21 protein-coding genes are annotated in these 24,971 nt (G+C 38.8%); 13 read left to right on the top strand and 8 right to left on the bottom strand.

Annotated elements, in window-relative coordinates; translation table 11 throughout:
* Positions 1–43: 43 nt before the first annotated feature.
* The 7 genes from KO525_RS05715 (at position 44) to KO525_RS05745 (ending at position 9,066) form a co-directional block, all read left to right on the top strand.
* Positions 44–2,065, top strand: a complete 2,022-nt coding sequence (locus tag KO525_RS05715; protein WP_215962835.1) for a TonB-dependent siderophore receptor — start codon at positions 44–46, stop codon at positions 2,063–2,065.
* 58 nt (positions 2,066–2,123) lie between these two features.
* Entirely contained in the window at positions 2,124–2,615 is a 492-nt protein-coding gene (locus KO525_RS05720) for a redoxin domain-containing protein (protein ID WP_215962836.1), read from the top strand.
* A 90-nt stretch (positions 2,616–2,705) separates the two neighbouring features.
* On the top strand, positions 2,706–3,833 hold the full coding sequence (locus tag KO525_RS05725) for a M14-type cytosolic carboxypeptidase (protein WP_215962837.1): 1,128 nt from the start codon (positions 2,706–2,708) through the stop codon (positions 3,831–3,833).
* 81 nt (positions 3,834–3,914) lie between these two features.
* A complete protein-coding gene (locus KO525_RS05730) occupies positions 3,915–5,585 on the top strand; it encodes a sodium:alanine symporter family protein (RefSeq protein ID WP_215962838.1) in 1,671 nt (556 codons plus the stop codon).
* 93 nt (positions 5,586–5,678) lie between these two features.
* Positions 5,679–6,005 (top strand): hypothetical protein, encoded by a 327-nt coding sequence (locus tag KO525_RS05735; RefSeq protein ID WP_215962839.1) that lies wholly within the window; start codon positions 5,679–5,681, stop codon positions 6,003–6,005.
* Positions 6,006–6,014: 9 nt separating this feature from the next.
* Positions 6,015–6,296, top strand: a complete 282-nt coding sequence (locus KO525_RS05740) for a YeaC family protein (RefSeq protein WP_215962840.1) — start codon at positions 6,015–6,017, stop codon at positions 6,294–6,296.
* Complete coding sequence (locus KO525_RS05745) at positions 6,286–9,066, top strand: DUF349 domain-containing protein (RefSeq protein WP_215962841.1); 2,781 nt, start codon at positions 6,286–6,288, stop codon at positions 9,064–9,066. Before KO525_RS05740 ends, KO525_RS05745 begins: the two co-directional genes overlap by 11 nt.
* Positions 9,067–9,175: 109 nt before the next feature.
* Here KO525_RS05745 and ansA read toward each other — a convergent pair whose 3' ends face one another.
* The gene (ansA, locus tag KO525_RS05750) at positions 9,176–10,195 is read right to left on the bottom strand and encodes an asparaginase (protein ID WP_215963043.1); all 1,020 of its coding nucleotides are present in this window, start codon (positions 10,193–10,195) and stop codon (positions 9,176–9,178) included.
* A 251-nt stretch (positions 10,196–10,446) separates the two neighbouring features.
* On the bottom strand, positions 10,447–12,303 hold the full coding sequence (sppA, locus tag KO525_RS05755) for a signal peptide peptidase SppA (RefSeq protein ID WP_215962842.1): 1,857 nt from the start codon (positions 12,301–12,303) through the stop codon (positions 10,447–10,449).
* Positions 12,304–12,483: 180 nt separating this feature from the next.
* On the opposite strand from sppA, the gene KO525_RS05760 reads away from it, so the two are divergent.
* Together KO525_RS05760 and KO525_RS05765 are read left to right on the top strand one after the other, a co-directional pair.
* On the top strand, positions 12,484–14,499 hold the full coding sequence (locus tag KO525_RS05760; RefSeq protein WP_215962843.1) for an FAD-dependent oxidoreductase: 2,016 nt from the start codon (positions 12,484–12,486) through the stop codon (positions 14,497–14,499).
* A 78-nt stretch (positions 14,500–14,577) separates the two neighbouring features.
* Positions 14,578–15,078 carry an RNA methyltransferase gene (locus tag KO525_RS05765; RefSeq protein WP_215962844.1) on the top strand — a complete coding sequence of 167 codons (501 nt, stop codon included), beginning with the start codon at positions 14,578–14,580 and terminating at the stop codon, positions 15,076–15,078.
* 174 nt (positions 15,079–15,252) lie between these two features.
* Here the strand turns inward: KO525_RS05765 and pssA are convergent, their stop codons facing one another.
* The 5 genes from pssA to asnS form a co-directional block, all read right to left on the bottom strand.
* Positions 15,253–16,575 carry a CDP-diacylglycerol--serine O-phosphatidyltransferase gene (pssA, locus tag KO525_RS05770; protein ID WP_215962845.1) on the bottom strand — a complete coding sequence of 441 codons (1,323 nt, stop codon included), beginning with the start codon at positions 16,573–16,575 and terminating at the stop codon, positions 15,253–15,255.
* 40 nt (positions 16,576–16,615) lie between these two features.
* The gene (gene pepE, locus KO525_RS05775) at positions 16,616–17,329 is read right to left on the bottom strand and encodes a dipeptidase PepE (protein ID WP_371744381.1); all 714 of its coding nucleotides are present in this window, start codon (positions 17,327–17,329) and stop codon (positions 16,616–16,618) included.
* Positions 17,330–17,430: 101 nt separating this feature from the next.
* The gene (locus tag KO525_RS05780) at positions 17,431–17,811 is read right to left on the bottom strand and encodes a response regulator (protein ID WP_215962847.1); all 381 of its coding nucleotides are present in this window, start codon (positions 17,809–17,811) and stop codon (positions 17,431–17,433) included.
* A 16-nt stretch (positions 17,812–17,827) separates the two neighbouring features.
* Positions 17,828–18,265: a DUF3010 family protein gene (locus tag KO525_RS05785; protein WP_215962848.1), complete on the bottom strand. Its 438-nt coding sequence runs from the start codon at positions 18,263–18,265 to the stop codon at positions 17,828–17,830.
* 81 nt (positions 18,266–18,346) lie between these two features.
* The gene (gene asnS / locus KO525_RS05790; protein WP_215962849.1) at positions 18,347–19,744 is read right to left on the bottom strand and encodes an asparagine--tRNA ligase; all 1,398 of its coding nucleotides are present in this window, start codon (positions 19,742–19,744) and stop codon (positions 18,347–18,349) included.
* Between the two features lie 336 nt (positions 19,745–20,080).
* Here asnS and KO525_RS05795 point away from each other — a divergent pair, with 336 nt between their 5' ends.
* Positions 20,081–20,431, top strand: a complete 351-nt coding sequence (locus tag KO525_RS05795; RefSeq protein WP_215962850.1) for a hypothetical protein — start codon at positions 20,081–20,083, stop codon at positions 20,429–20,431.
* A gap of 69 nt (positions 20,432–20,500) precedes the next feature.
* Here the strand turns inward: KO525_RS05795 and bioA are convergent, their stop codons facing one another.
* The gene (gene bioA, locus KO525_RS05800; RefSeq protein WP_215962851.1) at positions 20,501–21,823 is read right to left on the bottom strand and encodes an adenosylmethionine--8-amino-7-oxononanoate transaminase; all 1,323 of its coding nucleotides are present in this window, start codon (positions 21,821–21,823) and stop codon (positions 20,501–20,503) included.
* A 110-nt stretch (positions 21,824–21,933) separates the two neighbouring features.
* Between bioA and bioB the strand changes: the two genes are divergently transcribed.
* From bioB to KO525_RS05815, 3 genes are read left to right on the top strand one after another with little or no spacing between them, the layout of a single operon-like run.
* Entirely contained in the window at positions 21,934–22,980 is a 1,047-nt protein-coding gene (gene bioB / locus KO525_RS05805) for a biotin synthase BioB (RefSeq protein WP_215962852.1), read from the top strand.
* A gap of 4 nt (positions 22,981–22,984) precedes the next feature.
* Entirely contained in the window at positions 22,985–24,175 is a 1,191-nt protein-coding gene (locus KO525_RS05810; RefSeq protein WP_215962853.1) for an 8-amino-7-oxononanoate synthase, read from the top strand.
* Positions 24,168–24,971 carry a methyltransferase domain-containing protein gene (locus KO525_RS05815; RefSeq protein WP_215962854.1) on the top strand — a complete coding sequence of 268 codons (804 nt, stop codon included), beginning with the start codon at positions 24,168–24,170 and terminating at the stop codon, positions 24,969–24,971. The genes KO525_RS05810 and KO525_RS05815 overlap by 8 nt, the downstream gene beginning before the upstream one ends.

Raw genomic sequence — 24,971 nt, forward strand, 5'->3', positions numbered from 1 at the left:
CCAAACAAATCTTTTAAGACTTTGAGTTATTTTGAGAAAATATATGATTGATGTCAGATCATCCTTGTTGTTATCGACATTATTGGTTGCCCCCTTTGCTCACGCCAAACAAGACAATAGCGATTTATTCACGTTATCAATAGAAGAATTATTGCAAGTTGAAACGAGTGTCGCAGGATTTAGCTCCGAGTTAATTGCGGGATCTCCTTCTGTGGTTACCGTATTTTCTAGTGGTGATATTCAGGCATATGGTGTCGACAATCTTTATGACTTAATGAACTTTGTACCGGGTTTTCAAACTACAGTAGGGGAGAAAGTTGGGGCTCAATCAAAGTTACAATCTAGAGGCGTCTATCTCGACAACGGCTATGTGTTGGTCATGATAGATGGTGTGCGAATTAACGAAGTTTCATTTGGTAAAGCAAGTGTATATACCCCTTTCATTAATTTGGAAACGGCCGAGAAGGTAGAAATAATACGCGGTCCAGGATCGGCTAAATATGGCAGCAATGCATTCTTAGGCGTGATTAATATTGTAACAAAAAAGGATGATCACTTGGCTGCAGGGATCGGTAGCAATGGCCAATCACGTTTTAGCTTTGGATTAACTGAATCTTTATTTAATGGCACGCTTGCCGCAAATTTTTCGTTTTTAGAAGCTGATGGTCAGAAATTCATCATTAGCGACCAACAAACGTTAAACGATGTTGAAACCCGTAATCCATATGAACATCAGCAGATGGCAATCAATTGGTCAAATGCCAATTTTGAACTCGGTTACCGAAAAGATAGTCATAAACAAGATGGGTTTATTAACCTCAATGGTTATCATCCACTTAACTATTATCTTTCTGAAAACCAATATTGGTATGGTAAAACGCAGTATTCATTTAATCCTAAGACCCAATTAAGTGCACAATTAGAATATGCCGATCATTTAATCGAGTCCGCTGGCTTTATTGAATCATCGGGAATTGCACCATTTAGCCATGATGTCCTCCAAGGGCCTTACTGGGGAACTGACCGCTATGCGCTACAGGCTAATATCAGTCACCAATATAGTGAAAGTTTAGAATTTAGTGTAGGCGTTGAAGTTCAGCGAGAATCCCAAGTAAAAGCCGGTGTGGTAACCACGCACGTTACAGATGATGGCCAATCAACAAGTCCTGCAATTGACGCGCATTACCAAAATGGTTTGATCAAATTATCTGAACTAGGTGATTTTGAAGGCTTAAAAGACTCAATAACAAGCCGCGCATGGTTTGGTGAATTACAATGGCAAATCGATGACCAGCAAAAAGTATTTATAGGTGGTCGCTATGAAAATTATAATAGTGCCGGTGATGCTTTTTCACCTCGTATTGCTTACATTAGAAAATTAGACCAACAGCATCAAATAAAAGCTATTTATTCGCAGGCATTTAGAGCCCCCGTGACTAATGAATTGTATTCAAACGACGGTGTAACAGTTGGCAATTCAACACTAAAACCAGAATTAGTTGAAACGTCTGAGTTACAATGGCTAATGACAAATGACAAGTTCATGTTAGAAACCACCTTGTTCCATACAAAAATGACTGATTTAATTGTTTATCAAGAGCTTCCAAGTAATCAACGATTTACCTTCTTTAACAGCGGCAGTACTGAATTAAATGGTATTGAATTGTTAAGTAATGTGGATATAGCCCCAAATCTCTCCGCCAGAGCTTCCTATACGCATATATTTAGCGATACAGTAAATGCTCAGTACGATCATTTTGCAACGGCAAGTCTTTTTTGGAGCAATGAGAAGTGGCGTTCAAATGTACATGTCATTTATCGCCCTGCAAGTTCTATAAGTCAGGGTTTTACCGATGGTAACGAGCAATATTTCTCTGAAACTAGTCAATTTATTGTAAACCTTTCTTTGCATTATCAGATGGGTCGCAACTTATCTTTCCAATTTGCAGTAGAAAACCTAAACGACAATCAATATAACGGTTATGAACCTCGTCAATCACTTAATGACTTTGGGGTTCCACAGCCTAGAAGACAAATGAGTATAAATGCACGTTACGCATTTTAACTGTAATAATAGTCAGACTCGAACGGTCTTGTAGAGTGACGTTGTTATGAGGTTAAAAATGTTTAAAAATATACTTACTCAAATTGTAGTTGTGTTCCTTGTATTTAATCTAGTGAGTACGATACGAGAGACATCGTTGCTTAGCTATGATGAAACTGTTCCTGGGTTCATCATGCCAACAGTCAAGGGCACGACGGTTAATTCTGAGCAGTTAAAAGGTAAGCCTACGCTTATTTATTTTTGGGCCCCTTGGTGCAGTGTTTGCAATATTAGCCTACCAAATCTTCAAGACTTTTATCGTGATTATGGAAGCGAAATTAATATTGTTTCTGTGGTATTAAGCTACCAACAAATTGAAGATGTTCACATGAAGATCATTAAGCATAAGTTGGACTTTCCAGTTTTACTCGGAACAAACGAAGTTGCAGATGAGTTTAATATCACTGGATTTCCGACGTATTATTTACTGGATGCGGATCAAAAAGTCGTATCTAAATCGCTTGGCTATTCATCTGAATTGGGAATGCGGCTAAGAGCGTTGATTTTATAAACATTGATCACCTAGATCACCAAGATCCTATGGTTAAAACTAGATAGAATATGATAACCTCATCTAGGTTTAACAAATTGGTGAAATATAATGAAAATAAGCAGTAATTTTGACAGCGGAAATATTGAAGTTGTCCGTTTAGAGTCTGCAACTGATATCCAGTTAAATATAAAGAAAGACAATAATTCTGATTTTTATCAATGGTTTCATTTTAAACTTGAAACTTCAGCTGGTGAAGAACATACAATTAAAATATTGAATGCTCAACAGTCAGCCTACCCAGAAGGTTGGAAAGATTATAATGTTATGGCCTCATATGACCGTAACACTTGGTTCAGAGTCGACACTGATTATGATGATGGACCACTCGTTATTAACCATATCCCTGAATTTGACCACGTATTTTACGCCTATTTTGTACCATATTCCTACGAACGACATTTAGATCTAATCCACAGCGCACAATTAAATCCCAACACGCAATTAACGACTCTAGGTCAAACCATCGATGGTCGCGATATTTCGGTTATCCAAGTCGGTGAACCCGCAGAACACAAAAAATCAATTTGGATCACCGCACGTCAACATCCTGGCGAATCGATGGCCGAATGGTATGTTGAAGGCCTGTTAGAACGTTTATTTGATTTAGACGATGCAACGTCTCGACTTTTACAGCAAAAAGCTGTGTTTTATATCGTCCCAAATATGAACCCAGATGGCTCGGTAAGAGGGCACTTAAGAACAAATGCCAATGGCGTTAACTTAAACCGAGAATGGCTAACACCAAGTAAAGAAAATAGCCCAGAAGTTTATTACGTTCGCGAACACATGTTATCTACAGGTGTTGATATGTTTTTAGATATTCATGGCGATGAAGCAATTCCATACAATTTTGTGGCCGGTTGTGAAGGTATTGAAAGTTACGACCAGAAACACAGAGACCTTGAAACTCTGTTTAAACAATCTTATGCCGCAGTGACACCTGAATTCCAAGATGAATTTGGGTATCCAAAAGATGAACCTGGCCAAGCGCTTAAAACGGTGGGTTCAGCTTGGGTAGGTGAACAATTTAAGTGTTTAGCCTACACGGTTGAGATGCCATTTAAAGATCACAACAATGCACCAGATGTCGACTATGGTTGGAACGATGTTCGTTCAGCTAAATTTGGCGCAGATGTATTAACAGCAATTTTAGCTGTAGTTGATACGTTACGATAATAATTACCCTACACTGCGCGGTAATCAATAAAAATAACGCCGCGCATTAATTAAAACAATAACAACAAAAAGGAACAAACAGTGACGGCTTTTAATGACCTACTTGTTTTTCTAGATAGTATTTTAGGCAGCTCGCCTTGGTTTCCGTATGTGTTACTCGGTACGGGTGTTTTTTTCACGCTATATTTAAAATTCCCGCAAATTCGTTATTTTAAACATGCATGGAAAGTAGTTACCGGTAAGTACGACAAAAAAGGTGCGGAAGGTGATACAAATCATTTCCAAGCATTAGCAACGGCTCTATCGGGTACCGTCGGTACTGGTAATATCGGTGGTGTTGCTTTAGCACTTTCCATCGGTGGGCCTGCGGCTCTATTTTGGATGTGGATGACTGCCTTTTTTGGTATGACAACTAAGTTTGTTGAAGTAACCATGTCTCATAAATATCGTGTGAAAACTGAAGACGGTACTATGTCTGGTGGCCCAATGTATTATATGGACCGCCGTTTAAACATGAAATGGTTAGCTGTGTTATTCGCCGTTGCAACGGTTATCAGCTCATTTGGTACAGGCAGCCTGCCACAAATTAATAACATTGCCGTTTCAATGCACGACTCATTTGGTATTGACCATATGGTTACAGGTGGTGTTCTTGCGATTCTATTAGCGCTAGTTATCTTAGGCGGGATTAAACGTATTGCGTACATTACATCACGCGTTGTCCCTGCGATGTCAATTCTTTATATCATTGGTGCATTAGGCGTTATATTTTATAACATCGAAAATCTTGTTCCTTCATTTGTCTCTGTTTTTGCAGAAGCCTTCACAGGTTCCGCAGCAACGGGTGGTTTTGTCGGGGCCGCATTTGCCTATGCATTTACTAAAGGTGTTAACCGTGGTTTGTTTTCAAACGAAGCTGGTCAAGGTTCAGCGCCAATTGCTCACGCTGCAGCAAAAGCCGATAACCCAGTATCAGAAGGTATGGTGTCTATTTTAGAACCGTTTATTGATACCATTATTATTTGTACACTGACAGGTATGGTGATCTTATCTTCTGGTGCGTGGCATCAAAAATACGAAAATGTATTCCAGCGCTCAGATATGGAAATATTGAAAGGCACTTACAGCCAACAAAATGAACAAGATTTTGCGGAAATATCCAGTTACTTAAATGGACAACCAAGTAAAGTTGAAGATTTTGATGGCGAAATCATTGTCCGTGAAGGTATTGCGGTTACTGGTGACTTCACAATTTTAAATTCACGTTCATTTGCTGAGAACGTTGTATTTTTGTTACCTGGTGACCATGTGTATAACGGTAAGTTAAAAGTTATTGGTGGCCAACTGAAAAACGACGAGATTATTGTTCGAGGTGACTCCTTGATCCACTCTGCGGCCTTAACGACCAAAGCATTCACCCAAGGTTATTTTGGTGAATATGGTAAATATATTGTCACAATCGGGCTATTACTCTTTGCGTTTTCAACAGCAATAGCGTGGTCTTATTATGGTGACCGTGCGATGACCTACTTGTTAGGGGCAAAATCAGTAATGCCATATCGTGTTATATATGTTGCCGGGTTCTTTTGGGCTTCTTATGCCGATACATCTCTAATATGGACATTAGCTGCGGTCGCAATCGTCGTCATGACATTACCGAACTTGTTCGGTATTTTATTACTACGCAAAGAAATGAAAGAAACTGTTGGTGATTATTGGGTTAAGTTCAATAAAGAGAACGATACCAAGTAATTATTGATTCGATAAAACAGCACCCTTTAATAGGGTGCTTTCTGCGTTTACGGTGTTGCCGTAAAATTTTAAAACTCCTTTAGGTAGACCAATATGGCGATTATCAAATGTCCACAATGTGCCAATAACATTTCGGATAAACACAAAGCTTGCCCACACTGCGAACTCGATATGACCGAGTTAACAGAAGAAAAACTTCATAGTTTAAACAAAATACGTTCGTTAAAATCCAACCAAACCCTTATGACACATCAGATAATTGCTATGTTGTTATTTTTGGCAGGTTGTTTCTCGTACTACAAACTTGATGATCCGGAGTCACCACAATTTGTTGCGGCGCAGGCATCCATTGTAATTGGTTTTGTGTGGTATATCGTCAATCGAATTCGGATCATTCTCGCCAAACGACAAAAGTATTAAGGACAAATAATGAGTATTGAACAACTTTTAGCGGGTGTAACCCCCGAAGTTTTCGAAAACCTAAAATACGTTGTCGAAACTGGAAAGTGGCAAAATGGCCGTGTTGCAACACAGGAGCAAAAAGATAATGCTCTGCAACTGGTTATCGCCTATCAGTCGAAAATCGAAAAGTCTACTCAGCACTTCACTATTGGTGAAGATGGTGAAATGGTAGTTAAGTCCAAAAGTGAACTCAAAAAAGAGTTTCTGGCAGCAAACGACATTGCAAGGTTTGACGAAAATGATATTTAAGAATCTTTTTAAAAGAAAAAAATGGCTAAGTGAAAAAGTCAGTGACCGATTAGCGGCAATTGCCGAATTAGAATTGAGTGACCTTTCTAATAAACCCATTATTCATGAACTGGCTTTTAACGACAATAATGACAAAGTTAGACGCGCCGCTTTGGATAAATTAAGTGATTTTGCATTGTGGTGGCAAGCATTTAAACACGATGTTTCAGAACCGATTAAAAAGCACGCTGAAAAAGTTATCGTCGATAGTCTTACAGGAAAGGGCACCGTAAAAATTGATGCGAGCTTAAAATCAAAATTTATTACTGAATGTAATATTAGCCACATACTTGAGAAAGTGGTTTTTAGCTTAGATGATGAATCGTTAGTTTTATCTGTCCTTAACAAACTAGATAAAGAATCTCTTTATTTTAAAGCCATTACAGACTCAGCCTTATCAGCGGAGTTAAAAAAGCAACTCATAGAAAATACCAATGAGCTAGGGCAGTTACGAAAACTCTCTAAAAAATTAACAGCGGCTCAACTTGAATTAGTGAACGCTAAAATTCAAGTGCTTACCGAAGAAGCGGAACGTCCGGTTAAAATCGAAAAGCATGTTCGGTTGTTGTTGGCTCGACTTAATGCATTAAAAGAAAAAAGCGATTTTGATGTGATTCAATCGCAAATGACAAGTTTAAACGCCGAATGGCTTGCCAATGAACGTGATATCAGCTTATTAAGCGAGTCTGTTCAAACAGAACTGGCTACCAAATATAACGCCATAAATGTCAGCTTAGAACGTATTTTAGCGCCGCTTAAAGCGCAATTTGAAAAAGAACAAGCTATACGCCAAACTGCCATCGAACAAGATAAAAATTATACTGCCCTCAATACGCAACTAGACAGTGTGGAAGGTCAAATCACTTCGTCTATCGTGGAAGAAAAAGAAATTGATCAGGTTCAAATCACAGAAACGATCAATTCTATTTCAAAGCAATGTCACGAATTAGCGTTAACTGAACAAAACAAAGCGCAATTAATCAAACGTTGCGAATCAATTTTTAATCGTGCAAATCAAGTCCCACAAATAAAACAAGCGATAATTAATGCTGCGCAAGTGATTACTGAGCTGTCACAGTTAGAGGCGCCAAAAGATCTAGCGTCTTTAAATGTGTTTAATCCTCAGTTTAAAGCCATTAAATTGCGTTGGCAGGAAAATGTGTCGCAGGCAAATATCGCGCTTCCTGAAAACATTGCTAATGAATACAAAATTAAATTAACAGCGCTGCAAGAACCCGTTTGGCAATTAGAGCGCGAACAAAAGCAAATGTTTAATCAAACGCGTCGTAAAATGGCGGAGTTAGAAGGGCTTGTAAAAGAAGGCCGTTACCATAACGCATTTGGTTTGTTTAAGAAATTGACGTTTTGGTTTGCAGAGTTAAATGATTATCAACAAGCTCAGTTGACAAATAAATGGCAAATTCTACAAGAGCAAGTAGATGGCCTGCGTGAATTAGAGCGATCTTTTTCAAATCCTAAAAAACAAGAGTTGCTTGAAGAAATTGGCACACTCGCGACGACGCCTATAGCAGATCCTACAGAACAAGCTCATCGTGTACGTTTGTTACGTTCAAATTGGCAAAGTCTTGGCCATGCTGGTGACGATACGGAAACTGAGTTAAATAAGCAGTTTGACGATTTATGTGAGCAAGCATTTGTACCATGTCGAGAACATTACCAAATGTTAGAAAAAGAGCGCAGTGATAGTTTGGCAGCCAAGCAGCTTATTTTAGAACAACTGCAAAAACTCAACGATAATTTAACAAGTTCACAAGTCGCTGATTGGCGTGAGTTGGAGTCTGTATTTGTTAAGTTAACAAAGCTTTGGCGTGAAACTGGTTTGGTTGACCGTGAAAAAGTGGATGAAGTTAACGGAAAATACCGTACGCTTTGCTCACCAATTCGTAAAGCCATTAACGACCATCACAGCGATAATGAACAAGAAAAACGTGACATCCTTAAAAAAGCAGAGGCGATCATTCAGTCCGATGACAAGTTAGACTCGAAAATTGACAACTTAAAGGGGCTACAAAATAAGTGGCAGAAAGTCGGTTTTGCTGGAAAAAATGTTGACCAAAAATTATGGCGAGAATTTAGGGCGCTAAACAATCCTATTTTTGCGCAGCGTGAAGAAGCTTATAAGCAGCAAAGAGAGCAATCGTTAGCTATCTATGATGACTTTGCCGACAGGCTTAAAGACCTAGCAGAGCGAGCGAACAATGGTAGTGACATTAGTGAATTACGATCAGTTATAGACGACGTTGAGGCTGTTCTAAGTTCGCTCGAAGGATTGTCAAAAGGTCAATATGAAAAGCTTAAACGTACGGGGCAAGAAATTAACGCTGTATGTGACGTTCAGATTGGCAAACAACGAGAGTTACAAGAAAAGCAAGTTTACGTTGATTTGTTTGCTGCGGTTAAAAGCTTAGCCCTTGGCGAAAAGGCCGAAGTTAATCATCTTAAAGCAGCATGGCAAACTGCCTTGAATACAAATGGTAAATCAGACCGCCATCTTGTGACAATAAAACTCGAACTTATTGCCGGTATTAGTTCGCCAGCGGCAGACAAAGCCAAACGTAACGAAATACAAATGATCTTAATGTCGGAAAAACTAGAACAGGGTATCGAATATTCTACTCAAGACTTATTAGAAGAGTGGCTTACAGCCGGAGTATTTGAAGAAACAGATTTAGTTCTGTTAGATCGGATCAAGCCAATCTTTATGAACTAACCCTTAGGCTATTTCAGCCATTAAGCAAAAAGCCAAATACTGTGTATTTGGCTTTTTTATGCGTGTCTCTTTGTTTAATTGGACTATAAGTCGAATGACCGCACATAAACTACAAACTAAGTTCACCTTTTAAGTTTATTTCAAAGCGTCTTCGAACTTCGTCATAACTAAGATCTTGACTCAGCAAGTGATGAATTTTGGTAAGGCAAGCTTCTAGCGTCATGTCTCTCGCGGACAATACACCTGCATCTTTAAGTGCATGACCTGTGGCGTATCCTTCCATGTTAACCATGCCTCTGTGGCATTGCGTTCGATTTACAACCAAAATGCCGCGTTTATGGGCTTGCTCAATTTCGTTCAATAACGCTTCGTTTTCCGGTGCGTTACCAACACCATAACTCTGTATGATTAACGCATTTACAGGTTGAGCAAGAATGTTTGCAATAACTTGATGGGATATTCCAGGGTATAAACTAACGACGCCAATTGGTTGGTCTTTAATTGGAATGACAGTTAACTTACTTTCATTGCGCGGCGGGGTAACAACTAACTGACCTAGGTCGACGTTGATTTGAATTCCAGCGGTAATTAACGGGTCACAATTGGGACTTTCAAAAGCATTAAACCCTGAAGAGTCCGCCTTAGTTGAGCGATTTCCCCGGTATAATTTGTTATTAAAAAATAACCCAACTTCAGCGAGCGGGTAATGAGCTGCTAAATATAACGAATTTAGTAAGTTAAGTTGTCCATCACTGCGTATTTCAGAAAGTGGAATTTGGCTCCCTGTAACGATAACTGGTTTTTGCAAGTTATCTAACATAAAAGACAACGCAGATGCTGTATACGCCATTGTGTCGGTACCGTGCAATACCACAAAGCCATCATATTGGTCGTATTTTGCTTGTATATCATCAGCAATAAACTGCCAGTCATTAGGGGTCATATTGCTAGAATCAATAACAGGGCAGTATTCGTGTATATCAAAATTAGGCATCTCTTCTCGGTGCAGTTCAGTCAACCCTTTTACCACATCAGAAACATATCCTTGTACTGGAATATAACCGTTTTTAGATTTTTTCATTCCTATGGTGCCGCCAGTATAAGCGATATAAATACGTTTTTTGTTTATGTTCATGAAGTGTCACTACCCAAGTAAATTTAAGGCATTGTAATTAAATAAATCGGCGAGGCAAATTGTCTCGCATTATCGTTCATTTGAAACATTCTATTTTGTACTAAAAACTTGACCGGGACTAATGTGCTAAAAAAAACGTACTTCAATCTTGTTAATAGAAGTACGTTAAATTCATCTGTTGTTTGTTGAGGCCAATCTAAGATGATTTTAGTAGCATCAAAGTTTGTTTACAGCTCATTTGGTTTTTACTGCAAGGTGTCGCACTCCAAACAGTAAATGTAAACGCCTGCTGGATCATTCATTTCTGTCCATTTTTCTGCTTGCGTAGCTATGGTGCCAAAGAGCGATTGAATTGATTGACGACGAATATCGAAGTTGTCAGTTAAATTAGGTCCATACGTTTTAAATAACTCTTGCATGAATTGCTCCATTGGATTGAGTTTTGTTTCTACGACTTTAATATCGTAATCACTTAACTCAGCTAAATTAGCTGCAGAATCAATGGCATCATTAAAGTAACCTAACTTATCTACAAGCCCAATTTCAAAAGCCGTTTTACCAGACCAAACTCGGCCCTGTGCAATTTTGTCTACATCAGATTTACTTATCGAACGTTCTTCTGCGACAAGAGAAATAAACTGGTCATAACCATGTTCAATCGCAAGTTGAATGACTTTTCCCATTTGCGGATCTAAAGCACGAACGGCTGATAGTCCATTAAGTTCTGTTGTAGCAACACCATCGGTTGTTACACCTAGTGCACTTAAGCTATCTTCATAGGTCAGGAACATTCCAAAGATCCCAATTGAACCAGTAATGGTAGAAGGGGCGGCCCAAATTTCATCAGCTGACGCTGAAATCCAATAACCACCAGAGGCGGCCATAGAACTCATCGATACTACGATCGGTTTTCCAGCCTGTTTCATGGCTTCTACTTCATTTCGAATTAATTCAGACGCAAATGCAGAGCCTCCAGGGCTATCTACACGCAGTACAACCGCTTTGACGGACTTATCAAGACGTGCTTGCTTTAATAGCGCAGCAGTTGATTGACCACCAATTTCACCTGGTTTACGCTTGCCATCGTAAATAGTGCCTTTAGCAACGACTATAGCGACCTTATCCATAGGCTCCATCTCTAGTTGTTGACTCATTGACGCTAAGTAATGATTAAAGTTTACGTAATTTACATCTTTACCGTACTTTTCCGCTAAGTAGCTATCTAATTCTTGATGTGATTTAAGACCATCAATCCATTTGTTTTGCAATGCAAATAGCGAAAAACTACCATTGGTTTGAGTTAGCTTTTCTAAAAAATCATCTAAAGATTCATCAAAATTAGAGGTTTCAATATTTCGAGCTTGCGCTACGTCTTCTTTGTAGATTGTCCATAAATCGCTTAACCAATTGATATTTGCTTCTTTGGCGGCAGCTGACATATCGTCACGAATAAAGGGTTCTACTGCAGATTTAAATGTACCCACTCTAAAAATATGGGCATTGATTTTGAGTTTTTCCAAAGCCGCTTTGTAATACATATTAAAACGACCAAATCCGTCTAAACTAATCGACCCCATGGGATGCAGATACAATTCATCGGCGTGGGCCGCAAGGTAATATTGGCTTTGGCTAAAATAGTCGCCATAGGCAATGACAGGTTTACCGGCTTGTTTAAATTCGTCAATAGCAAATGCAATTTCCTGCAGTTTATTTAATCCGGTATTTTTTAAACTGTGTAAATTTAACACCAGTGCTTTAATTTTATTATCGTCTTTAGCTTCTGCGATTACGTCTAATACGTCGATTAATAATATTTCAGGACTTTGATTTCGATTACCCGCAAAATCAGCCATGACCTCATCGTAAGGGTCGACAAACGTTTTTTGTTCGACGATGTCACCAACGAGGTTTAGCGTTAGAATGGAATTGTTTTTTACTACAATAGGAGCCGTTTGACTTGCACTAAAAATGATGAATAAGGCAATTAATACTAATATAAAACCGATATTTAAAAAGACTCGACGACTAAAATTTATGACATTCCAACTTGCTTTAATGAGATCTCTTAACCAATGTTTATTCTGAGATAGATCGCTACGCATAATATTCCTTGCTTTGACTTTAAATGGATTTTGTTGGTTATTGCTTATTACTCTGATTCTAAGACCAAAAGCAAATAATTTCAGTAGGTATTTAGGGAAACCTTGTAACAAAATATACAGTTGAAGTCCGACCAGTTGTTGGGTAGAGTAATACCATAATTATAAAAAGGGTTTTACAACATGTCATTTCCACACATTTTTGAACCATTAGACCTTGGATTTACCACTTTAAAAAATAGAGTATTGATGGGCTCCATGCATATGGGGCTTGAGGAAGAAAAAAATGGATTTGATAAGCTTGCTGCTTTTTATCAAGCGCGAGCTAAAGGTGGTGTAGGTCTCATAGTTACTGGCGGCATTGCGCCTAATTTTGCTGGTCGTGTTGAACCCAAAGGGTCGCAACTCAGTTTCTTCTGGCATGTAAACAAACATAAAAAAATTACAAATGCGGTTCATCAAGAAGGCGGTAAGATCTGTCTTCAAATCTTACATACTGGCCGATACGCCTACCATCCGTTTAATGTAAGTGCGTCTGCTATAAAATCACCAATTTCTCCATTTAAACCTAAGGCATTATCAGAACGTGGTATTAAAAAGACCATTAATGACTTTGTTAATTGCGCCTATCTAGCACAAAAGGCCGGCTATGATGGGGTGGAAATTATGGGTTCGGAAGGGTACTTGATAAATCAATTTATTGCTCCGAAGACCAATAAACGAACAGATGACTGGGGAGGGAGCTTTGAAAATCGAACGCGTTTGGCATTAGACATTGTTCGTCAAACACGAGAAAAAGTAGGCCCTGACTTTATTATTATCTTCCGATTGTCCATGTTGGACCTAGTTGATGAAGGCTCTACTTTTGACGAAGTGGTCAAATTAGCGAAGCTATTAGAAACCGCCGGAGTAACTATACTTAATACCGGTATTGGATGGCATGAAGCTCGAATACCAACAATTGTAACCTCCGTGCCCCGTAAAGCCTTTACGTGGATAACAGAACGCATTAAGCAACAAGTCAGTATTCCTGTAATCACCACCAACAGAATTAATACGCCTGAAGTTGCGGAACAAATATTATCCTCTGGTCAAGCGGATATGGTTTCGATGGCTCGACCTTTTTTAGCAGATGCCGATTTTGTTAATAAAGCCAAAGAAAATAACAGTGATCAGATAAATACCTGTATCGCCTGTAACCAAGGTTGTTTAGATCATGTTTTTCAACGTCAAAGGGCAACGTGTTTAGTAAATCCAGTTGCTGGCTATGAAACCGAATTACTATTTAAGACGGTTGTCGAACCGAAAAAATTGGCTGTAGTCGGAGCGGGTCCGGCGGGTATGGCGTTTGCGTGTTATGCGGCTGAACGAGGACACGAGATCCATTTATTTGACGCTGAACAATCTATCGGTGGGCAGTTTAATATCGCCAAGACTATTCCAGGTAAAGAAGAATTTTATGAAACGATTCGTTACTTTGAAAATCGATTAAAGCAACTCGGTGTGCATTTGCATTTAGGTCAAACAAAAGACGCGGAATCGTTAGTTGCTGGTGACTTTGACAAAATCGTAATTGCGACCGGTATAACCCCACGAAAACTGCCAATTCCAGGTTTTGACTCAGACAAGGTTCTTGGTTATTTAGATGTCCTTAAGCATCATAAACCTGTTGGCAAAAACGTTGCGATTATAGGCGCTGGCGGTATCGGTTTTGATGTAGCATGTGCACTTACGCAACCAAAATCACATACATTAGATTTGGAACATTGGTTAGCCTATTGGGGCGTAGATACCGACTATTCGGAACGTGGAGCGATTAAAAAGCAAAAAGAAGACCAGCCAACTCGTAAAATATACTTAATGCAACGTAAAAATACTAAAGTTGGAGCTGGTTTAGGGAAAACGTCTGGTTGGGTACACCGAATGGAACTGAAACGTTCTGGGGTCGATATGATGGCCGGTGTAGAATACAAAGCACTTACCGAAGAAGGTTTAGAAATTATTATCGATGGAGAAACACGTATTCTCGATGTGGATAATGTCATTGTATGTGCGGGTCAATTAAGTAATACGACACTTGCAGATGAACTAAAAGCACTTGGAGCAGATGTCGAAATAATTGGTGGTGCGAGTTATGCGTCAGAACTAGATGCAAAACGAGCGATACGCCAGGGCGCCGAATTAGCGTCGACGATTTAAATTGTTGGTGTTAGGTGGGTTAGAATTACAATAAGCTCATGGTAAACTGCGCGCAATTTTTTTGTAATTAGAGTTTTTATGACAGATGTAACCATATGTTTGACCAACCCAAAGAGCCCAACCAATGTGGGTGGTGTAATGCGGGCCGTAGGTTGTTTTGGCGCGGATAAGGTACTTTATACTGGGAATCGGTATGATATTGCGAAAAAATTTCATACCGATACACAAAATATATCGGCTGATATTGGACTTGTTCATGTTGACGATTTTTTTGCGGAAAAACCGAAAGAAGTACCACTAATCTGCATTGAATTGGTTGAAGGGGCGATTCCTTTAAACGAATTTAATCACCCGCCAAAAGCATTTTACTTATTAGGTCCAGAAGATAGTTCGGTAAAGCAAGAGTGGGTCGACCAAGCAGACGCTGTTGTTTATATTCCAACTAAAGGCAGTTTGAATTTAGCCGCAACGGTCAATGTGTTGTTGTACGATCGATTTTCTAAATCAACTCAGGATATTGACCATACCTCTTTGATTAAGCAAAGTAGGGATGTCAATAATCGCTTAGCGGTCAAATAGTTCTCTAAAGTACTAGATTAGCGCCGAACTCAATCGACCTTACCTTAGTACCAAAAAGCGATAACTAGTTTTGCTAAAAATGAGTTATCGCTTTTTAAGTTCAGCTCTCAAATGTACCTATTTTGACCGACTCTTTAATCGCATGATTGTGTTAAAGCACATTTTTGTTAGTCATTAAAGAAGTCGTTTTAACAACCTATCAATTTGAGTTAACCGCAGCTTTTTAATTAACTTTTGTGGTTTTTGTGGATAGTCACGCAAAGATTGTAATTCTGTAACCGATTTAACAACCGTTGTATGTTGATAAATTTGGGCAAGTTCGTTTTCGACCTGTTCGGTCAAAACTCCGTTTTTATCGTCAATGAGTAAACCATTTTCAAGGTCTAATGCCCATGCTCTTGGGTTTACATTACTGCCCGTAATTAAGTGGTATCTACTATCAGAAATAATGCCTTTTAGATGATAGCTATTTTTGTCATGTTTCCATAGGCGGATGGTTAATTGCCCAGACAAAATGTATTTCTGCCACTTTTTAACAAATCGAACCAACAAAATTTCATATAAATAGGGTATCGCGCCAATGGTTGAAAACTTGTCAGGATCTTCGATATAAAAGTCATTTGCAGTTTTATCGCCGACGGTAATTTCAACATTAACGCCACGTCGTAACGCTTTTGCAAGATCACGGACCAATACTTTTGGCATATTAAAATAAGGGGTAAATATAACAACCTTATCGACAGAGCGTTGTATTGTCTTTCTTATATGCTTATTTAGTTGATTATTTCTAGCTCCAAACCCAACAAGCGGTTTAACGGTAAGTTCACAATTTAAAGGTCGATATTGTTTTGTTTTATATTGCGTAACTGCCAATAACTTTCTTAACTTTTGAACAATTGTTTTGCGAGTTTGAAGGTCTGGGTAATATTCGATATTAAGCTTTGGGGCTAATGCAGAATCGATAAATACAGTATCTAAGTATTGGCAGAAGCTATCGGCTAATGACTTGGAGTTTAAAATGTAATATCTATCAAGGCGGTATTTGTCATGTTGATGACAATAAACATCATTAATGCTGGCGCCGGTATAAAGTACATGATCATCAAATACCATGCCTTTGAGATGTAACACACCAAATAGTTCTTTATTTTTGACCGCTACGCCATAAATATTAATGGTATCGCCATATTGTTGTGCGAGCTTAAGGTAAAGTGCGCGGTTACCAAGTTGTTGTTTTTCGCCAATTAGTCCTCGCTGAGCTCGGTGAGCGTCTACAAATATATTAATATTAAGCTTAGGACGAAGTTGTTTGGCCTGATATAGCGCATCTAAAATGATTTTACCTGCGTCATCATCTTGCAGATACAACGCGGTAATGTAGATCCGTTTTTCAGCTCTTGAAATGTGCTCTAGTAACGCACTAAGGTATGATTTGGCTGAATCTAAGATGTTAATGTCGCCAACATCTAGTGCAATTGGTTTTGTCTCAAATAACAACAGCTTTACTCTTCAAGTAATAAAATTAGAAAACAAACTTTCACTTTAACAACTCTGAAAGATCTTGTTGCGGTTGAACAATGGTCTTATCGCCAGACTTAAATATAAAAGCGTCTTTATTGCCTTTAAGTGATAGAGAATGTCCATTTAGTTGTAGTGCACTTCCTTCTTGGATGCCGACAATCGTTGCGAGAGGGTTCAATACCATAAATTCTTCAATTCTCATTTGTCGCGTTTCACCGTTGTGGCCTGGAGGCTGAAAATCGGTGTAATGAGGGTTTAGTTGAAAAGGCACTAAATTAAGTGCCGTAAATGACTGAGGTTGCACTATTGGCATGTCATTGGTAGTTTTGATTGATTGTCCGGCAATATTTGAACCTGCGCTCCAGCCAATATAGTAAGTATGTCTTTCAACAGATTGTTGGATGACATCTAGTAAATCATGATTGTATAACTGATTTAACAACTCGAACGTATTTCCACCGCCAACGATGATCACGTCAGCATCTTTTAACGCCTGTTGGTAATCATTAAACTCGTGAATACCCTTAATCGAAAAAGGCAATGAAGCTAACGCTTGTTTAACCTTAGTCGTATATTCACCATAACTAATTGTGACGCCAGCAAACGGAATAAATACAGCATTAACTATTGTACGGTCAGCTAAAAATTCTGAAATTATGGGTAAAGCATGTTCCAAGTATTCAGTATTGCCTTCTTTTGAGGCACTTAATAATAGGGCATTCATATATATTCCATCTTCAACGCCTAAGGACTAAAACATGTCATATGTGTCGCTAAAAGTCGAATAAGTGCGACACATATAGAAGTCATAATCGCTGTAATAATTTGCAATTAAGCAACTTGCACAGTCTCGAGATTAAGTCGTTTGAGTAAATTTTTAAGTTTATGGGGCGAAATCGGTTTCGTTAAAAACCCTTTTGCGCCTTTATCCCAAGTTAATTTAACGTTTTCTACCGAATTATGGGCGGAGCACATGACAACATCTGTATTGCTGTCGCTTGCTTGGATCTGGTCTAGAATGACAGTCCCGCACAAATCAGGTAATTCAATATCCAAAAACGCCAAATCAAATTGTTCATTTTGGATTATTTCTAAAGCTTCTTTCCCGGTGCTGACTAAGGTTATGTCCTGATAGCCTAATTGATTCAGAAGGTGTTTGAAGAGGTGCAAAATGTCTGCTACATCATCAACAACCAAAACCTTTATTTGCATATTATGCTCGTTATTATTATTCGCTCTTATTTAAACTTAAAGCGTAGGTGTACGCAGTGTAAAAAGCTTGTTCTTGAAATTGTCTTAACTCAAGATCCTTCATGGAATATTCCATAGGATTATGTTTTAAGTTATCTTTTATTTCGTTATTTGTAATTAACTCGACATTAGCGCCTTCAATTAATTGAATGGCGGCTTCCATTTTAAAGCTATTTGAACTTCCGGCAAACTTGCCTCGAGTATGTCTTTGTTTAATTACTATTTTATCTATCTTGTAGTCTTCAATTAACTTTTTAAATTGAAACTGAAAGTGCTGCATGCCTTCGCTAGTCTCAGGCGTATTAGTACCGATACCGCGAGTTCGACATTCTTTGACGTTAAACAACCCATGTTCGAAGCTAATAATACAAATAACGGCTTCTTTGTTGTTTAACTCAACGCCAAGTATGTTCATAATATTTCCAGTTTAATAATAAATTTAAGTAACTATTAAAAATGGCCCAACTTAGAAAGCAGGACCATTTTTGTGTTTTTGTTAAAAGTTTGCTGTACCAGGCGCACGTGGAAATGCGATAACATCTCTTACGTTTTGCATGCCAGTAACATAAGCAACTAGGCGCTCAAAGCCAAGACCAAACCCTGAATGCGGTACTGAACCGTAACGGCGTAAATCGCGATACCAGCTGTAGTCTTCTTTATCTAAGCCCATTTCTTCTAATCGAGCATCAAAAACGTCCAAACGTTCTTCACGTTGAGAACCGCCAATGATTTCACCGATACCTGGTGCTAAGACATCCATAGCAGCAACCGTTTTACCGTCGTCATTTTGTCGCATATAAAACGCTTTAATGTCACGAGGGTAGTTTTGCATAATAATAGGAGCACCAATATGCTCTTCAGCTAAGTAGCGCTCATGCTCTGAAGATAAATCAATACCCCATTCAACAGGGAACTCAAATTTCTTGCCACAGTTTTGCAAAATTTCAATAGCGTCTGTGTAGTTCATTCGAACAAAATCACTTGTTACCAACGCTTCTAGGCGGCTAATCGCTGTTTTTTCAACACGCTGTGCAAAAAATTGCATATCGTCTGGCAACTCGGTCAATACCGCGTTTGCAACATATTTAAGTAAATCTTCAGCTAGTTGCGCAATATCACCTAAATCAGCAAATGCCACTTCAGGTTCAATCATCCAAAATTCAGCCAAATGACGACTTGTATTAGAATTTTCCGCTCTGAATGTTGGTCCGAACGTATATATTTTACTTAAAGCACAGGCATACGTTTCGCCATTTAATTGGCCAGAAACGGTTAAATACGCTTCTTTACCAAAAAAGTCTTGGCTGTAATCCACTGTGCCTTCGTCAGTCAATGGTGTGTTAACCATGTCTAACGTTGAAACGCGAAACATTTCCCCAGCACCTTCACAATCAGACGCAGTAATTATTGGTGTGGATATCCAATAATAACCCTGTTCGTGGAAAAATCTGTGTATTGCTTGTGACAAGCAGTTACGAACACGCGCAACTGCACCAATAATATTAGTACGTGGACGTAAATGAGCATGTTCACGTAAGTATTCAATAGAATGACGTTTCGCTGACATTGGATATGTGTCTGGGTTTTCTACCCAGCCAATGATCTCTACTGTCTCAGCTTGAATCTCTAGGTTTTGACCCGCACCTTCAGATTGCACCAACGTACCGGTAACTGCAACTGAACAACTTGTTGTTAACTTTGTCACATCGTTATAATTTGGTAATTCGTTTGGAACTACTGCCTGAATTGGATCAAAACACGAACCATCGTGTACAGCCAAAAACGAGATCCCTGCTTTTGAGTCACGTTTCGTTCTTATCCAACCTTTTACGGTTACGGTCTCGCCAGCTTTTGTATCGCCAGCTAATAATGATTTTACAGTTTGATGTGACATATTTTTCGTTTTCAGAAGTTTCAATAATGTTCAAGTGGGGGCCAATTTTACTTTGTTCAAGTTGAGATACAAGACTTAAAACCGATATAAGTTAGCAATTTTTATTTATTTGCCAAACTAATACGGTATTGGCACAGAAATAGCTATCTTACGAATTAGTGTGTTAATTAAATAACGTACTCTTTCCTAAATTAGGTTCTGGTAGTTAAGTTTTTGTTTTGTCAGATTGCCATTAATTTACCTAATTACTAAATAAAGCGCATAATAGAGGCCGTCTACTAATTATGAATAAAGTTGTTACTATGATTAGAGTACACAAGTTAAAGTTGAGTAAAAATGTGGGATGGTAAAAATCGCCGCAAGGGCCCTGATAATTTAAGTATAATGTTGAATGTGCTTAACCTTATATCTTGGATGGTATTTGTCGCTGCATTGGGGCTATTTCACTATGCCCGTCCCGAAGTGTTTTATTTAACAGCGATGTTCCATGATGTGCCAGTTAGAACAGTATGGGTTGCATCACTTAAACATTGGCTGCTTATTACCTTATATTTTAACGTTGCGATAAGTATGTTAACGCTGTTTATCAATCAACGACGATCTAAACGAGCTAGTGACCACAGACGTTACAATTTGGTTTTTTTAGTGCTCATCGTCGCTGCATTTTTATTCGCTACGAATACGTAAACAAAAATACAACAATTAAGTGACGCTCTGTTTGTCCCGTGCGCTGGCCTAAACGGCCAACGTGTTAATCTAACCTTTAACTTCGAGTCCGCGGATTACGCTATTTAAGCCATCGGTTAGTGCAGTGAGTTGTTCATCTGTGATCACATACTGAGGCATAACGTAAATAAGACGTCCAAATGGTCTAATCCACAAATTATGTTCAATAAATTGTTTTTGTATCGTCGCGACGTCGACATTTTGACACATCTCTATTACCCCAATTGCGCCAAACACCCTGACATCTTCAACGTGATCTAAATCTGCTAAAGAACTTAAGTTTGAACGGAGTAGGGTTTCTATGTTCTTAACATTAGATTGCCAATCATATTGACTTAACAAAGCCAAACTGGCATTTGCAACAGCGCAGGCAAGGGGATTGGCCATAAAAGTAGGGCCATGCATGATAACGCCAGCCTCACACTTTCCAATATCATTAGCGACTTCCGTTGTACAAATTGTTGCCGCTAAGCTCATATAACCGCCGGTTATCGCTTTACCAACACACATGATGTCAGGGGAAATATTGGCATGTTCACAGGCAAACATTTTACCCGTGCGGCCAAAGCCAGTGGCTATTTCATCAGCAATAAGCAATATGCCGTATTTATTACAAATTTGACGGATTAAAGAGAGGTACTCAGGATGATAAAATTTCATTCCCCCAGCACCTTGTACTATTGGTTCTAATATAAATGCCGCAATTTCTAAATGATGTTTTTCTAGTGTGTCAACAAGTTCAGCCATATCTGCATTATCAAATACTTGATGGGGTTTTATTGTCGGTGCTGAAACAAAATAATGTTGCGGTAAAATACCGGTATATAAGCTATGCATCGAATTATCTGGATCACAAACGGACATTGCGCCAAACGTATCACCGTGATATCCGTTTTTAATGGTAATAAATCTATTTCTGTTTTTAAATCCTCTGCCTAACTGTGCTTGAATCGCCATTTTTAAGGCAACTTCAACTGCAACAGAACCACTGTCTGCTAAAAATACTTTATCAAGTCCAGCGGGTGTTAAATGAACAAGCTTCTTGCACAAATCAATGGCGGGTTTATGGGTTAAGCCACCAAACATAACATGGCTCATATCTGCTAATTGTTCGGTTACGGCTTTGTTTAAAATAGGGTGGTTATAGCCATGAATTACTGACCACCATGAGGACATGCCATCAATTAGCTTGGTGCCGTCTTCTAATTCTATATACACACCTTCCGCTCGCTTTACGGGATAACACGGTAACGGATCTTTTAACGAGGTATATGGATGCCATACATGATTTAAATCAAATGTTGAATCGACACTTTGGGTAGGTATATCACTTTTTACAGATTTTGTGGTCATAAATTGTTCACTTGTAAACTTTTGTGTAAGTCTTAAATTGACTTATTATTTGCGCAGGATAGACTACCGACTTTTAAAATTCATCAATTTTTGATTATTTGGATTAAATTATGTCTGCAGAAATACGCCACGATTGGTCTCACGAAGAAGTAAAACGCTTGTTTGAAATGCCATTTAACGACTTGATGTTTAAAGCACAGCTTGTTCATCGTGAACATTTTGATCCAAATTATGTCCAAGTAAGCACTTTATTGTCAATTAAGACGGGTGCTTGCCCAGAAGATTGTAAATACTGCCCACAAAGTGCGCGTTATTCTACGGGACTTGAAAAAGAACGCTTGATGGAAGTTGAAAAAGTCCTAAAACGAGCTGAAGAAGCAAAAGAGATTGGTTCTACTCGTTTTTGTATGGGCGCTGCGTGGCGTAACCCTAAAGACCGTGACATGCCTTATGTAATTGAAATGGTTAAAGGTGTGAAAAAGCTAGGTTTAGAAACCTGCATGACTCTCGGAATGCTTACAAAAGAACAAGCGTTAGCTTTAAAAGAAGCGGGCCTCGATTACTATAACCATAACCTAGATACCTCTCCTGAATATTATGGCGATATCATTACGACTCGTACTTATGAAGACCGTTTAGAAACTCTTGATAATGTTAGAACTGCCGGTATGAATGTCTGTTCTGGCGGTATAGTTGGCTTGGGTGAGTCTGAAAAAGACCGTCATGGCTTATTAATGGCGCTAGCAAACTTGCCTCACCATCCTGAAAGCGTACCAATTAATATGTTGGTTAAAGTGGAAGGTACGCCACTTGATTCAGTGGATGATTTAGACTCTTTTGAATTTGTTCGCACAATTGCAGTTGCGCGCATTATGATGCCTAAATCGTTTGTTCGTTTGTCTGCTGGACGTGAAGGCATGAATGAACAAATGCAAGCGATGTGCTTTATGGCAGGGGCAAACTCGATATTTTATGGTTGTAAATTACTAACAACAGCAAACCCTGATGAACATTTTGACCGCAAACTGTTCCAAAAATTAGGGATTAACTCTGAACAAACTAAAGACTATTCAGACGAAACTAAAGAAGCTGCGTTGTTAGAACAGATCAGTGATCAGACTAAACCAGCTGAAAAAGAAATGTTTTACGAAGCGTAATACGATGTTTCATCAGTATGTGGCGGAGCAGCTGGCTGAACGAGAACGGTCTGGCTTGCTGCGTAAAACGCAACTTGTTAATCCTAAAAGCGCTAGGCTGATAGAAGTCGAAGGTTCGCATTATTTAAACTTTGCGACGAACGATTACTTAGGCCTAGCAGCTGATTCAAATCAGATATTATCGTCAGCTAATACTAGTCTATTTAGCGGTGCGATGGCGAGTCCTTTAGTTACCGGTTACCATCAAATTCATCGCGATTTAGAGCAACAGTTGTTGCAACTGGTCAAAGCGCCTATTGATTTTGGTTGTTTGTTATTTAGCTCTGGATTTGCCGCTAATATGGGCGTCATTAAAGCGTTATTTAATAGCTCGAGTGGTAACGCGTTACTGATTCAGGATAAGCTGAATCATGCGTCCTTATTAGAATCCGGCAGTAATTCGCAGGGTCAAGGCTATTGCAAACAATGGCGATTCAAACACAATGATAATTCTAGTTTAGAGCAACTTCTTACGGCTAAAAACGCACATGAAACTCGATGTTTGACGGTAACCGAAGGCATTTTTAGTATGGATGGTGATGCGCCAGATTTGTCTGGTTTATCTCAAGTTGCTCGTCGAGCAGGTAGTCTTGTAATGGTCGATGATGCACATGGGATAGGTGTATTAGGACCCCATGGGATTGGTAGTTTAGCAGAACAGAATTTATCCTTTAGTGACATTGACATTTTAGTGGTTACCTTTGGTAAAGGCGTCGGTGCACAAGGGGCTGCCGTCATTGCTCCGCAATTATATATTGATTATTTTACTAACTACTCAAAAGAGTTTATTTATTCGACGCATCTATCGCCAATGCAAACCTATTTGGTTAGTGAGAATTTAAAGAAAATGGTAAGTGAAGATTGGCGTAGAGAGAAGTTACACAGCAACATTGCCTATTTTAAAACCAAAATGAAAAACGCAAACAGAACCGTGATGCCAAGTGGCTCTGCAATCCAACCTATTTGGATTGGTGATGAGAAAGTGGCTTTGTCGGTTTCTGAGCAATTAAAACAAAAGGGAATTTGGCTCACCGCGATTCGTTATCCTACTGTTGCTAAAGGCGCTGCTCGATTGCGTTTAACACTGACAACTGATCATACCCATGACGATATCGATTTTCTTGTAAAAAGCTTAGTAGAATGTACATATGACTAAGCAATTTGAATCGCAACTTATAGCGCAAGATACGTTTCAACAATTGTCTCAGCGAGAAAAGATCCAGACTTGCTTTTCAAATTCAGCGCAAACGTATCGTTGCGGAGCCCAGTTACAACAAAGAGTTGGGCAAACTTGTTTATCTAAGATAGCTAACAAAAAATATAAACGCATTTTGGATTTGGGGTGCGGCCCGGGTTTATTTGCGCCTGAGTTAGAATTGTTAACAACACAACTTATCAGTCTTGATTTATCAAAATCCATGTTAGATACAAATCCATCGTCTGGCGTTAAGATACAAAGTGATAGTCATAAGTTGCCTTTACAACCAAATTGCTTTGATTTGGTTTTTTCAAGTTTGATGATCCAGTGGTGCAATATCGAAACCGTTTTAAGTGAGATACACCAAATATTAAGACCTGGCGGACAAGCCGTTATTTCTACTTTAGTAAGCGGTACGTTAATTGAATTGCAACAAGCTTGGTCTGCTGTTGATAACGATACCCATATTCATCAATATTCGACTTTTGAAGACATCGAGCGGATCGTTAACTCAAGCGTTTGGAAAAAAACTAATGCAGAATTGGCGACTATATCGTTAAAATTTGATTCTGTTTTATCACTTGCAAAAGAATTAAAGTTACTTGGTGCTAATTTTGTAAAAGATCGTAAGAACAAAGGTTTAGTGACCAAAAACAAATGGGTAAAAATGGAACAAGCATATCTACATAATTGTGGTAGCGACAATTCAATCCCCGCAACCTATCAGGTTGTTTATATAACGTTGGAGAAATAG

It is taken from the genome of Psychrosphaera sp. B3R10 (assembly GCF_018861025.1).
Taxonomy (GTDB): Bacteria; Pseudomonadota; Gammaproteobacteria; order Enterobacterales; family Alteromonadaceae; genus Psychrosphaera; species Psychrosphaera algicola.